A 13,338-nucleotide genomic window follows, 5' to 3' on the forward strand; every position below is an offset into this window, starting at 1 on the left:
CTTGATAACGTTTAGATGCGCAAGGCGGTTGTTCCGAGGTACAGGCAAGGAGTGAAATGAGACGAGCGACAAAAGGTGCGTGCGGTTGCAGGTGGAAGGCAGGAAGATTGAAGATGACCGTTGAATGTTCAGTGTTGCACTCTGGACGTTATGCGTAGCGAAGTCAAGGGCGCGAGTCGGTGATGGTTTCGAGCGCTCGACGCACCGCCTCAGCAATCTCGTCGGGTTTTTTCGGGTAATCCTTAAGATTCGCCGCCCATGGTCGACCAAGATGCAGCGTGCCCCACGCTGAGCGTAGCTGATTGTGCCGCCCTTTGCCGGGATCATGATTTCCAAAGCCTGGCACGACGCTGTTCCATATTGGTTGAAACTGTTCAATGAGCAGCGCTTCTCCCAGCGGAATCCAGATGTCATCAACAACCAGAAATCGACACTTGAAATCTTCCGACTTGAGATCAGATGTTTGATTTATGGAATCGGCGTGTTCCTTCAGCCTGTTGAACAACACTGGACCTGGCGGCTTGTTCAATCCAAATCTGCCGACCCTGGCGCCCGCAGGCACAGCCTTTCCTCCACAGATGGGGCTTGTTTGCGTGTCATCATCTCCTCGTATACGGAGAGGTTTGTACAACTCATGCTCTCCAGCGTAGTAGAGAGCGTATATTCCAGCACCTTCGAATTTCTGTGCAGGTGGTAAGCTTTGAAGGCTTTGCAATAGGAGCGCCTGCGCCACGCTTGTTCCCAGGTTCCTTTTGTCCAAAGGGTTGAACGGCTCCATAGATTTCTAAAGATGGTCGATCTAGACTCTTCGGAGAATGACAGCTGCTTCGTAGAGTGAAATCACATCAGATCCACCATTGCGAACCGAAGAATTGATAATACTGTTACCAACCCGTTTCTTCCGCAATGGAAGAATTTCATCAAGTTTCAGGTGACATAGTTCGCCAATTTGTCCAAAAAACAGGTCTGTGGGAAAGTTTACTCCTTGGATGATAGAATTTCCTAAAACAACAATAGCACGGGTTCCTTTCCTGAGAACTCGATAGAAACTCTGACACAATGTATAACAGTCATTGAAATACTCTATTGCATAATTCGCCCACCCTTTTCCTCCATACACATGTTTTTGAGGGTTTCGCAAGGTGATTTCTTCTATTATTCGACTCAAACCGGGAAGTTCGAACTGAAGTTTTGAAGGATCAGCATTACGGACTGTTTGCCAGTACTTGCCAAAGTTTGCTTGTTCTAAACGCTTCAAATCAGATGGTTTCGAGACAAAGCCGAACCAGAACAGGTGCGGACGGGTATTGCGCACATAGTGATAGTTATTGAGATATGGAGGTGAAGTAATGACAATATCAACCGACGACTCCTTCACCATCTGGGGCATCAACCGCGAGTCGCCCTCAATGACCCGAGCAGTAGGAAGCGGCGTCCATTGCATCATGGCATCACGGTAGACCATCACATCGTGATACATCATGCGAAGCCTGGATGAAAGCAGGCTGACCACATCAGCATTGAGTACATTCGTCTTGCCAGCCGCGACGCGCGATCCAAGACTCGGCTCGTATGAGTAGTTGGACACCTGCACCAGGATTGATCCCAGAGCCAGCGACATCAGTTCCCTGATCTGGCAACTGGCAACGTCACTAATGAGATCGAGACAATGCAGGATCTTCTGCTCAACCGCCGGGCTGAAAAACGGTGTGCGTGAGCGAAATGCGACAGGTGGCCGTGATCGGGGCGCAGGCGTGCATTGAAGGAGATCATCGCCGCGCTCAAATGCCGCATCGATGGGATCAGTTCGCTCTCTGGCTTCGCGCTCGAATGTTCTGATCGCGGACAACAACGTATCAGGCTCAATCGTAAATGCCGAACATTTGACCCGTGAAGCGAGCGCGGCAAAAGGATTGATCTCGATGCCGGTCACGTGATACCCACGTCGCAAACTCTCGACGAGCGTTGTGCCAATTCCCGCAAATGGATCCAGCACGTGAACGTCTCTCCGTCCCGGATCCGGAAGATACTGCTGCAATGCATCGCTGACGAAGCCTGCTGAGAAACCTGCAATCCATGGAACCCAGCGATGGATTGCATCTTGTTTGTTTTGCTCGAACGCCGGATCACGCAAGAGCGGAGCATCCGATTGCGCGCCTGGAAAGTCAAGATTGAGCGCACGCTGTATCGCCATAAGCAGTCTCACACAACATATGGATATAGAGATGAACGATCAGTGTCCACCAAAAGGCCGCCTTCTCCTTCGCGCGTTGATGTTGTTGACCAGACGGCGCTCTGTTGAATATGCGCCAACGAGATGATCGCGAGCGCACACAATTCGTGAAGTTGCCCGAAGCGAAACTCAGCCTTCCTTGACGGCATTCTTCAGTGTGGAGGGGGTCTGGTCGCCGGAATGAAAATCTTCGAGCGGATTTGCGGATTCACCCCGTCGCGCGCCTGGCGCTGCCGCGCTTCGAAGTTCCGAAGCCGGTCATGGCGACTTTCTCACTGCGCTGCAACGCTTCGGTAATGACTTCCAGCGCTGCACGACAATTTCTTCCGTCTCCTTCTGGGACCGGTTCGCTCATTTGGCGACCGCCTTGATGAAGTCGGTCTTTTGCATGCTGGTTCCATCCTTTCCGCAGAACTGTCGTATGACGTTTCCTCTTCAATATACAGTATTTGTCAAGCATGGCTCCTCATCAGGACGCTGTAAAATGCCATCGGACATTTTCAAATCTTGCTTAATGCTTTCTGATGCGATCCTTTTTGGCGTCCGCGCAGGTACTCAGCAGCCGCCAGCACTCGCGGACGCGCTGCATACAGCCGCGAGAGCCAGCGTTGTCGCTCCCGCCGGTCAGGAATGCAACCGGGATGCGCCAGAATGTACTGGCGCTGCTGCGCGCGGATGCACTCCCAGCGCCGCAGCAGTCGTTCCCAGTCCGCCTCATCAAGCCGCGCCAGTTCGCGGGCAGATCCGGCGCTGTCGTCTGCCGTGTAGATCACCTGTGCAATAAAGCGATCCGCCGGATCGCCATCATCGGGAAGAACATCGCGCCATGCCGGTCCGACGTAGGGCGGCGGCGCCTCCTCCTCCACCGTCGGCCAGGGCAGCGGTTGCATCGAAAATGGTCCTGCGACCAGCCCGCCGCAGCGCAACACCGCGTACTGATGCTCGTTCGGCGGTTGCCCACTCAGGTCGGCAGCGGTCAGCCCGCTGGCGGCGTAGGCGCGCGCATACACGCTGGCATCCGGCTCCTGGGTTTGCAGCATAATGCGGTTCCCGGCATTGATCAGCATCAGGTCGCGCAGATCGCCTAACTGCGCCAATGCCTGATGGGCGTAGATCGTCGGGATGCCCAGGGACCGCAGGCGCGTGATGGCAGTCGCTATGTCGGTTGTGTCGCCGGCGCCAATTAACACCTGCAATTCGTCGATGATCAGGGGATAGTCGTGGCGAGTCTGGTCATCGCCGCCCCGACTGAAGGCAGCACGCACGAAGGCCTGGGCGATCAGCATTCCCACTGCGCCCGCCAAACCACCCAGCGTCACATCGGGCAAGGGCGCGAGCACGATCATACGGTCGGCCATCATGCGCGCCAGATCGAGCGTCGGTTGTGCCTGCGCAACCAGGTAGCGCGTCGTTTCTGCGGTGAGCAGGGCGTCGAATCGCCGCAACAGCGCATCGCAACTGGATCGTTGCCCTTCTCCCAGGCGCGGGTACGTCTCGCGCCAGAAACTGGCGACTTCGATGTTGTGCGTCGATTGGAGCAATTCCTCCCGGTACGCTTCGTCGAGGAGCGCCTGTTTGACGTGCGCCAGCGTGGGGTGCGCTTCGCCTTCCAGCACCAACAACGCTGCCATGCGCGCGAATTGCTGCATCCCCGGCGACCGTTCCCAGGCGCCGGGATCGATGCGCGCGAACGTTGCAAGGAGTTGACCCAGCGCCAGGTCGGCGCCTCCCGGACGCCGGGCATCCACGCCCGCCAGCGGGTTCAGCCCGATGGGCCAGGCGGTATCGAGCGGGTCGAGCAGCACCAGTCGCGCGTCGTCCGCCGGCGGGATGAGCCGACGCACCACTGCCACGAGACTGCCGTCCCGGTCGTCCCCCTTGCCGTCGATCAGCATAAATCCGCGCGGAACGAGTTGCCGGCACAGGTTCGCCAGCAACCGGCTCTTCCCGGCGCCCATGCCGGCCGTCAGGTGCAGTATCTGGCGCAGATCGCGCAGCGTCGGTCCGACCGGCGCGCGTTGTCCATCAGCGTGGGAGGCATAGCCGACCACAATGCGTTCCGGGTCGGCGCCGCAGAAGGCGTGCGGCGGCGCCGCAATCCGACGGCACGGATCGCTGCGCACCAGTCCGCTCGCCGGCAGAGCGGACGGATTCCAGAGATAACCGAGTTCCCCCGCTGTCAGCACGTCCGGTCCGCGCCAGAGGCGGAACGGTAACAGGAGCGCCGGGGGCGGCGCAATGCGTGGCGTGCGCAGGCGGATAATCGTGTCCGCAGCGTTCCCTTCAGATACCCGGCGCACCGAGATGCGCCCGTGCGGAACGAGACGTTGCACACGACTGGCGGTGCGTTGCTGGAAGGCGCCGAGCGCATCGCCGATGGCGAGCAGCGCAGCAATGGCATCAGCGCGCTGATCGGCGACCGCAGTTGTCACAATGGTCGCCTCGAACGCCGCATCGCCCAATTTTGCCTCGATTGCAGCCACATCCGGCGACAACGCATAGTCCTGACGCTGTTCGAGCGCCAGTTTCAGCGTTGTCGCGCGCGCGCGCCACTGCCGACCCAACTCCCAACCCACCTGAGGGCGCAACGCCACTTCCAGACCGGCGTGCGCCACGCTGGCCTGCGGACGTACTGCGGCCAGCAACACCCCGGTCAGTTCCGACTCGATGGCGATGGTTGGTGCGTGAAGTGGATAGGCGGGCGGCAGCGCCAGCCCGAAGCGCTGCCAGGCAATCCAACGCCCCGGCGTTGCCGCTGCCAGCAGCGGGTCGGCGGCGGCGTGAATCAGCGCTTCCGGTACGCTGCTGCGCACTGCGCCATCCAGTGCGGTGACGGTCCGTGGGCGCTCCTCGGATGCACCGGCGATCAACGCCCCCAGTTCGGCAGGCAGGTCGGGCGCCCCGTTGACCAGCAGAGTATACCAGGGTGCGGCGTGCATCCAGGAACGCGCCACCGTAGCCCCGTGGATCAATCGCATGAGTGCACCCGGTTTCGCAGGGGTTCCGGTGCGCGCTGAAGCGGTCGGACGAATCTGGAGACACAGCGGCGCACGCAGCGCGCGCTGCGCCCGATAGCGTGCAAGAAGCGCAGTTGCCAGGGCGAAGACGAGTTCGCCCAACAGCACCCACAGCGCTGCCAGGGCGCCAATGACCAGCGCCGGAAAGACTGGCGGCGCCAGCACGACATGCAACAGCGCCAGCGCTGCCAGCGCCGGATCATTCATCAGACGCAACACCGTCAGCGACGCGAAGGGGAATGCCGCGATCAGCGGCCACGCCAGCGGACGCATCAACGCCAGGGCAATGCAGGCAAACGCCAGTGCGCGCACCAAGTGCAATGGCAGGTCGGGGCGCGGCGGACGGGTCGCAGGCGGCGAGGGGGCGCCGTTGCGAATCGCTCCCTGCTTCATGCTGCCTCCCTGGCTACCGACTGAACCCGTCGGATGAGATCCGCGATGTCCTCACCGCGCAACGGGCGCGGCTCACGCCATCGCACGGCTTCGGAGCGCGGCTCGACCAGCACACCCGCCCGGTCGAGCCATTCCATGATCCGTCCGGCGTGCCGCCGCTCTTCTGGAGGTAGCAGCGCCGCCAGGCGTCCTTTGGTGACGCCCGGCGGCGTCGCCGCCCCAATCGTCGGCGCCGTCGCCAGCAGCGTGATGATCGCTTCCAGCCGCTCAACCGGCAGCGACGACGGATCCGATGACGGCGCACCGTCACCAACCGAGGCGTCGTCAGCGACGACGCCGGTTGCTGCTGCGTGCGCTGCATCCAGCGCGCGCCTCAGCGCATTAATCAGCGAGTCGCAACGATCAGGATGCGCCATCACACTCCCCCGGTTTGCGGCGCAGTGCGGCTTCGAGATCGGCGCGCGCCACCCAGATGCGCCCCTCGAAGGTTCGGGACGGGAAGACGCCCGCCCGCACCCACGCCAGCATCGTCTCGTCGGTGACGCGGTACAGGGCGGCGGCGTCGCGCAGCGAGAGCCACTCCTGCTGCCGCAGCGCATGCCGCAGCATGGCGCTCAGCGAGTTCCAGCGCGGTCGGTGAGTCATGGCAGACCTCCTTCAGCCATTCAACAAACGTTTCCCGATCACAGCGCCAGACGCCGCGTGGCACGACCTGTACACCCGGCAACTGTCCGCCACGCAGCAGGTCGTGGAACCAGGCGCGTCCCAGACAGGCAATGGCTTCGTGCGAGGTGAGCACGCGGGGCAAGGCGCTGCCGCCGCCTAGCGCGGCGAGGCGCTCCAGGGCGCGGTGCGCGCGCTGTTGCGTCGTTTGTGGAAGAGGCGGCATCATCTTCTCCTTCTTGCGCACATACGGCTTTCTCCGGCAAGAATCACAAGCGGCCAACCGGTGAACAATGCACGAAGCGCCACACCGATGGGCCGCAGATCGGGAAACAAGCGTCTGCCGGGAACATGCGTTTACGGACGGTAGTATAGTGCGAACCTGTTCTTAACGAAAGAGGTCATCGCGTCCTTTGTTCAGGCGACAAACTGGCAGGTCTTCAGTAGGACCAAAGTCATGGAGGAGTGCGAGTCTGTGAGACGACAAAACAGGCTTGCAGACCCGCACGCGAATTCAGGAGGATCGTGCGTTGTCGAGCAGGTGATGCAGGGCGACGTTGCTCTGGAGTTCCGGACATCATTCTTTTGTGCCCAACAAAAAGTCGCGCGAAAGAAATTCCTCGGGAGTTTCGCGTTCCCTGGGCAAATATATAGCTACCGGTATGTCCAACACTGAAAGATACTGACACATCAGTGGACCAACATCGCGCCAATCTAATCCACCTAATCCACATCCTAACGCTGGAACTGCCAGGGACGCAATACCCTCCGATTTGTAGTTATGCTGGATCCATTTCAATCCATTCTCGATTCCAACAATATCTGAGTTTTCTCGCCAATTTCTCTTAGTCGCAAAAAGGAGGAACCATTTATTTGAGTTAGGTTTAGTTAATGATCCTGGATCATCGGCTAACTGTTCATCAACGAAAGATTCCCGCTTATACAGGTAAGGTTTGCCTATTTGCAGTTTCTTGCTGCGGCATGCATCCTGATATACTACATATACATCGGGAAATTGATATTTTGCTCTCGATGCCAGACCTTTACCCATAATGCCCATCGTGTTAACACTAATCGTTATAGTCTGCATTGTTGAAAAGAATAAATCACCTTCTATCAAAAACAGGTTCCCGGTAACACGTTCTCGCCTGGTAGGCTGGAAGAACATGGAGGGTTCGGGGACTACGGGAACTCTTGCTCCTGAAATCCGACTCCTTACATCCTTTGCCACATCATGATTGACGACATATATTGTTTGTATCATATCAGGAGAAACAAAATCAGGAACCAGACATTCAGCCATGATTTTTCGTTTCGATCCGTCATCTGGATTCCACCATTCATTATGAATGATTTTCCACATTTCAAAAATCGCTTTAATTCCTTCCTTTACAGGTAAAATCTCTGAAGGAGAACTTGCTGCATTTCCTGTTGAAATGTAGCAGCCCGGATAACTTAGGACTTCTGGCCTGACTCCAATAATAGCCACCTCTTTCTTATCTATTTTGTTGATAACCCTATATAACATAGGATTGCGAGGTTGAAAGTAGAGATTCGCAAATCTCCAAAGACTTTTGCCATCTGGAGTTGATCGCTCACGACGATTGGAAACAATCTGAGCATCATATATCGGTGTATACGGAATACCCATTTCTTCAACACGAGCATGGGAGAGGATGCCGTGCTGAAAGATGGACTCCAGGTTGTTGATATGGGTGATATAGAATAAGCTCTTAATGTCCCGCTTTAATCCAGCCATAGATTTCCGTCTCCCTGATTGCGATCTTGAAAGATCTCATCTTGATCCTTTTCAATACTATCACAGGAGCAGCAGGTTGTAAAGAACGCATGTTCTCCTTTTCCGATCAACCGCTATTGAAGGAGAACACAGCCACCATCACGTGGGCAAAATGAAACCCTCGATTTTCTGCGGTTAAGGGAACACAAGGTGTGGAGAGTGTCGGAGAGGGGACGTGCGGGTGCGGCGTGTTGACGCACCCGCGCCGCCATGACTCACCGCGCAACGCGGAAGGCGCCCATGCCCGCGTAGTGCGCTGCGGAGTCCAGTTCTTCTTCAATGCGCAGCAGTTGATTGTACTTCGCCACGCGATCCGTGCGCGCCGGCGCGCCAGTCTTGATCTGCCCGGCATTCGTCGCCACCACGAGATCGGCAATCGTCACATCTTCGCTTTCACCCGAACGATGCGAGACAACCGCCGTCCATCCGGCGCGGTTCGCCATGGTGATCGCATCGAGTGTTTCGGTCAGCGTGCCGATCTGATTGAGTTTGATCAGGATCGAATTCGCTGCCTGTTCGGAGATGGCGCGCGCCAGTCGCTTCACGTTTGTCACCAGGAAATCGTCGCCGACCAGTTGAATGCGATCGCCGAGCCGCGCGCGCAACAGTTTCCAACCTTCCCAGTCTTCTTCCGCAAGCCCATCTTCGAGCGAGATGAGCGGGTAGCGCGCGGCAATGTCCGCCCAGTACTCCACCATTTCGGCGCTGGTGAGGGAGCGCCCTTCGCGCTCCAGGTGGTACTTGCCGTCTTTGTACAGTTCGGTGCATGCGGGGTCCATCGCCAGCATCACCTGGTCGCCGAGTTGGTAACCGGCGCGTTCCACGGCTTCGACAATGATCTGCAAGGCTGCTTCGTTCGTCGGCAGACTCGGCGCGAAGCCGCCCTCGTCGCCGACGTTGGTGCTGCCGCCACGGTCGTGGATCACTTTCTTGAGGCTCTGGTAGATTTCGCTCCCCCAGCGCAGCGCCTCGCGGAACGATGGCGCACCAACCGGCATGATCATGAATTCCTGGAAGTCGGTGCTGTTTTGCGCGTGTTTGCCGCCGTTCAGAATGTTCATCATAGGAACAGGGAGCACGTGCGCATGGATGCCTCCCAGGTAGCGGTACAACGGCAACCCGTGCGCTGCTGCCGCCGCTTTCGCGCACGCCAGCGAAACCCCCAGAATGGCGTTGGCGCCCAACCGCCCTTTGTTCTCGGCGCCGTCGAGGTCGATCAGCATCCGGTCGATGCGCATCTGATCGGCGGCATCTTCCCCTTCAAGCGCCTCGGCAATCGTGGTGTTCACGTTCTCAACGGCTTTCAGCACGCCCTTGCCGCCATACCGACTCTTGTCGCCGTCGCGCAGTTCCAGCGCCTCGAATGCACCGGTCGATGCACCCGATGGCACAATAGCGCGCCCCATGTCGCCACTCTCCAGATACACGTCCACCTCAATCGTCGGATTACCACGCGAGTCGAGCACTTCACGCGCGGTAATCGCTTCAATCGTCGTGTCGGCCATGATGTCTCCTTTCAGATATCGAGCCGTTGCGTGTCCTTCATCCGTCGAGCCGTTGGAAGGCAACAGCTCTGCGGTTGTATGTCCTTCATCCGTCGAGCCGTTGGAGGGCAACGGCTCTGTGAACGCGCAACAACGCCCCAAGACATTGCAGTGCAATGTCTCTACCGGTCATCTCCCTACCTTTTCGACGTCCGCCTTGCAACGTCATCCCTGCACCAGTCCCAACTCATCGTACAGGCGGTCGAAATCGAACGATTCGTCGAGCATCTGGGTGAAGCGAGCGATCTTCGACGCCTGTTTGAAACGAATATGCCCAAAAACGCGCTCGCTCCGCTCAACAGTCGTCAGCGTATCGTCCGAGACAATGATAACCGGCACCTGCTGCTCCTCCGCTTTATCGAGCACGGTTGCCGGCGGGCGAATGTTGCCGGTCAGCACCAGCACCGACGTCGAGGTTTCCAGCGCCGCCAGTTGCAGATCGGCGCGGTCGCCGCCGGTGATCACCGCTTTGTTGGCACGACGGCGGAAGTGCGAGAGTGCGGCTGCGCTGCCCATTGCACCGATCACCAGATGTTCCACCTGGCGCTCACACCACTCCGGTCGTCCGATCATTTGCCCTCCCAGAAACTCGAACAGGTCGGCGACGGTAACGCTGGCAAGTTGCGGGTCCTGCGGCAGAACGGCGAACACCGGCACGCCACGCTGCTCCAGGAATGGAGCAACCCGACTCTTCACGAAATCGATCTTCGGCGCCTCGACTTCGTTGATCAGCACACCGAGCAACCGGTCGCCGAGATAGCGTTGCACTGCCAGAATCGCGTCGAGCGAGAGGGGGGACCGATAGAGCGTCACCAGCAGCACCGGCGCTTCCAGCATATCGGAGACCTGATCGGCGGAGAGATCGACGACCGACCCTTCAGCCCAGGTATTGGCGCCTTCCACCACCAGCAGGTCGCGGTTGCGTGAGACCGCCAGGTGCGCCTCGCGCAGGCGTCGCGCAAAATCAACCGTCGCCTGCCCGCGCATAATCTGCTCGACTACCCCCTGCGTCACAAGCACCGGCGCCACCTGTTCTGGCGGATCGGGCAAGGCGAAGTGTTCACGGATGAACGCTGCATCATCATCGTGCATACCGGTTTCGGTGCGGGTGACCGAAACGCTGACCGGCTTCATGTAGCCGATTCTGAAACCGTCGCGTTGTGCGCGCGTGAGGAGCCCCACACAGGTTGCGCTCTTCCCGACAAATGTTTCCGTCGATGCAACGTAGAGGGTAGCCATCGCCTGTCTCCTTGCCGAACGAAAGTGAGCATGCACCGTCTTCGAATGCTCGTTCAACCGCGCAGGATAATCCGCGCATCCAGCACTGTAGCGCCTTCGCCACGGTTATACACCACCAGCGGGTTGATGTCCATTTCGACAATTTCGGGAAAATCGGTCACCAGTTGTGAGACGCGCAGAATGACCTCTTCGGCGGCGGCAATGTCGGCTGGCGGTTCGCCGCGCACACCGCGCAGCAACGGGAAGGCGCGAATGGCGCGCACTTGCTCCGCCGCCTCCTGGCGCGACACCGGCGCCAGACGGAAAGCGACGTCGCGGAGCGCCTCGACATAGATGCCTCCCAAGCCGAAGGCGATCAACGGACCGAACTGCGGGTCGCGACTGACGCCGACCAGCACTTCGCGCCCTTTGCGCACCTGTTCCTGCACCAGCACGCCCCAGATACGCGCCTCACGACTGTATTTGCGGGCGCGGTATTCAATCAGTTCGTAGGCGTCGCGGGCGGCTGCGCTGTCGCCGATGCCGAGTTTAACGCCGCCAATATCGCTTTTGTGCAGAATATCCGGCGATGAGATTTTCATCACCACCGGGAAGCCGAGGCGAGCGGCGATTTCCGCCGCCTCCTCCGGCGACTGCGCCAGCAATGATTTCGGCAGGCGCATCCCATACGCTTCGATGACCTCGCGCGCTTCGAGTTCGCCGAGTTCGACCCGTCCTTCGCTGCACACCCGGGTGAAGAGCGCGCGCACCCGTTCGGCATCGACATCGAAACGGACGTACTCTTCCGGCGGACGTTCGACCCAGTGCCGTTGCGCCACCATCGCACCCAACGCAGCGATGGCGCGTTCGGGAAACGCATAGTTTGGAATGCGATGGTCGTTCAGGATACGCAACGCCTCACCAATGGTTGCTGCGCCCATAAAACTCGTCACGACCGGTTTAGCGCTTCCGGCGGCAACCTCCACAATCGTTCGAGCGACATCCTCCGGTTTGCTGACCGCCTGCGGCGTAAAGAGCACCAGCACAGCATCGACATAGGGATCGTCGAGCGCCGCGCGCAGCGCGACCCGGTACCGGTCAGGGCGCGCATCGCCAATGATATCAATCGGATTAGAGACGCTGGCGGTCGACGGCAACGCTGCTCGCAGCGCCGCCATCGTCGCAGGCGTCAACTCCGCCAGATGCAACCCGATCCGCTCTGCGGCATCGGTTGCAATAATCCCTGGACCGCCGGCATTCGTCACAATTGCCAGGCGGTTGCCAGGGATGAGCGGTTGATACGCGAACGCCATGGCAAAGTCGAACAGTTCCTGCATCGAGCGCGCGCGCAGCACACCGCTCTGATCGAATGCCGCTTCGCAGGCATGCTCAGCGCCTGCCAGCGCCCCGGTGTGGGACGAGGCTGCGCGCGCGCCCGCCTGCGTCGCGCCGCTCTTGATGGCAATCACCGGGATCCGCTTCGTCACCCGGCGCGCCACGGCGACGAAAGCATCACCATTGCCGATCCCTTCCAGGTACGCCAGAATGACCCGGTTATTGGCTTGATCGCATCCCCACGCTTCCAGAAGTGTCACCTCGTCCACGTCCGCCTTGTTCCCCAGGCTCACAAAGCGTGAGAAACCGATCCCCTGCGCCTTGCTCCAGTCCAGAATTGCGGTGCAGAGCGCCCCCGACTGCGACATGAACGCGATCTGCCCGGGATGTGGGTAGAGCGCGGCAAATGACGCATTCAGGCGGGTTATGGTATCGATAATGCCCAGACAGTTGGGACCGATCATGCGCATCCCGTAGCGTTGCACGATCTCCAGCAACTGCATCTCCAGCGCGCGTCCTTCCGGTCCGACCTCTTTGAACCCGGCGCTGATGACGACCAACCCCTTGACTCCTGCTCGACCACATGCCTCGGCAACGTTCGGCACAACCGTCGCCGGAACGACAATCACCGCCAGATCGACCGGTTCTGGAACCTGCTCAACCGATGGGTACGCCGGAAAGCCCAAAATGTGCGATGCGCCTGGATGAACAGGAAAGATGCGACCGGGATAGCCTGCGTCGAGGATGTTCTTGAGAATGCGGTGTCCCAGTTTTGTTGGATCGGGTGACGCACCAACTACAGCGATGGAACGCGGCGCAAAGATCGCTTCCAGCATAGCCTTCCTACCCGGAGACTCTTCTGACGATATCGTACTGTGAGCATAGCGTCGTCAGTTACGGGAATGCGCCGCGTCTTCCTGTATTCCCACCCTTACTTCCTGGAGAGGTTGTCAGGGTTCGAGAGGGGTTGTTGTATCTAAAAGCCTTTTTTCTCACCCCTGCCCTCTTCTACTCAAGTGTCGCGTTTTTCCAAGAAAGGAGTGTTTGCCACGTCCCACCCCTCTCAGCCGGAGCGAAGAGCGGGAGGTTCAGGCATTCTGACGACCAAACCACACACTGCAAGGCATAGGCTTGCAA

At 59.0% G+C, this 13,338-nt stretch carries 11 protein-coding genes; 1 reads left to right on the forward strand and 10 read right to left on the reverse strand.

What is annotated here, in order from left to right; genetic code table 11:
- Nucleotides 1-163: 163 nt before the first annotated feature.
- The 6 genes from RCAS_RS00375 to RCAS_RS00395 all read right to left on the reverse strand — a co-directional run bounded on the left by RCAS_RS00375 (nucleotide 164) and on the right by RCAS_RS00395 (nucleotide 6,288).
- Nucleotides 164-778 carry an Eco29kI family restriction endonuclease gene (locus RCAS_RS00375; protein WP_011997610.1) on the reverse strand — a complete coding sequence of 205 codons (615 nt, stop codon included), beginning with the start codon at nucleotides 776-778 and terminating at the stop codon, nucleotides 164-166.
- Between the two features lie 21 nt (nucleotides 779-799).
- On the reverse strand, nucleotides 800-2,194 hold the full coding sequence (locus RCAS_RS00380; protein WP_011997611.1) for a TRM11 family methyltransferase: 1,395 nt from the start codon (nucleotides 2,192-2,194) through the stop codon (nucleotides 800-802).
- Nucleotides 2,195-2,441: 247 nt separating this feature from the next.
- A complete protein-coding gene (locus tag RCAS_RS25775; RefSeq protein ID WP_232280110.1) occupies nucleotides 2,442-2,588 on the reverse strand; it encodes an HU family DNA-binding protein in 147 nt (48 codons plus the stop codon).
- Nucleotides 2,589-2,733: 145 nt separating this feature from the next.
- Entirely contained in the window at nucleotides 2,734-5,643 is a 2,910-nt protein-coding gene (locus RCAS_RS00385) for a type IV secretory system conjugative DNA transfer family protein (RefSeq protein WP_011997612.1), read from the reverse strand.
- On the reverse strand, nucleotides 5,640-6,059 hold the full coding sequence (locus RCAS_RS00390; protein WP_011997613.1) for a hypothetical protein: 420 nt from the start codon (nucleotides 6,057-6,059) through the stop codon (nucleotides 5,640-5,642). Before RCAS_RS00390 ends, RCAS_RS00385 begins: the two co-directional genes overlap by 4 nt.
- On the reverse strand, nucleotides 6,046-6,288 hold the full coding sequence (locus tag RCAS_RS00395) for a helix-turn-helix domain-containing protein (RefSeq protein ID WP_011997614.1): 243 nt from the start codon (nucleotides 6,286-6,288) through the stop codon (nucleotides 6,046-6,048). The genes RCAS_RS00390 and RCAS_RS00395 overlap by 14 nt, the downstream gene beginning before the upstream one ends.
- Between RCAS_RS00395 and RCAS_RS00400 the strand changes: the two genes are divergently transcribed.
- A complete protein-coding gene (locus RCAS_RS00400) occupies nucleotides 6,287-6,469 on the forward strand; it encodes a hypothetical protein (RefSeq protein WP_041330102.1) in 183 nt (60 codons plus the stop codon). The genes RCAS_RS00395 and RCAS_RS00400 overlap by 2 nt on opposite strands.
- A gap of 414 nt (nucleotides 6,470-6,883) precedes the next feature.
- Here RCAS_RS00400 and RCAS_RS23580 read toward each other — a convergent pair whose 3' ends face one another.
- The 4 genes from RCAS_RS23580 to acs form a co-directional block, all read right to left on the reverse strand.
- Nucleotides 6,884-8,065: a DarT ssDNA thymidine ADP-ribosyltransferase family protein gene (locus tag RCAS_RS23580; protein ID WP_011997615.1), complete on the reverse strand. Its 1,182-nt coding sequence runs from the start codon at nucleotides 8,063-8,065 to the stop codon at nucleotides 6,884-6,886.
- Nucleotides 8,066-8,319: 254 nt separating this feature from the next.
- A complete protein-coding gene (gene eno, locus RCAS_RS00405) occupies nucleotides 8,320-9,609 on the reverse strand; it encodes a phosphopyruvate hydratase (RefSeq protein ID WP_011997616.1) in 1,290 nt (429 codons plus the stop codon).
- A 204-nt stretch (nucleotides 9,610-9,813) separates the two neighbouring features.
- Nucleotides 9,814-10,887: a phosphotransacetylase family protein gene (locus RCAS_RS00410; RefSeq protein WP_011997617.1), complete on the reverse strand. Its 1,074-nt coding sequence runs from the start codon at nucleotides 10,885-10,887 to the stop codon at nucleotides 9,814-9,816.
- A 53-nt stretch (nucleotides 10,888-10,940) separates the two neighbouring features.
- A complete protein-coding gene (gene acs / locus RCAS_RS00415; protein WP_011997618.1) occupies nucleotides 10,941-13,037 on the reverse strand; it encodes an acetate--CoA ligase alpha subunit in 2,097 nt (698 codons plus the stop codon).
- Nucleotides 13,038-13,338 lie beyond the last annotated feature (301 nt).

Origin of the sequence: Roseiflexus castenholzii DSM 13941, assembly GCF_000017805.1 — a bacterium.
Classification (GTDB): domain Bacteria; phylum Chloroflexota; class Chloroflexia; order Chloroflexales; family Roseiflexaceae; genus Roseiflexus; species Roseiflexus castenholzii.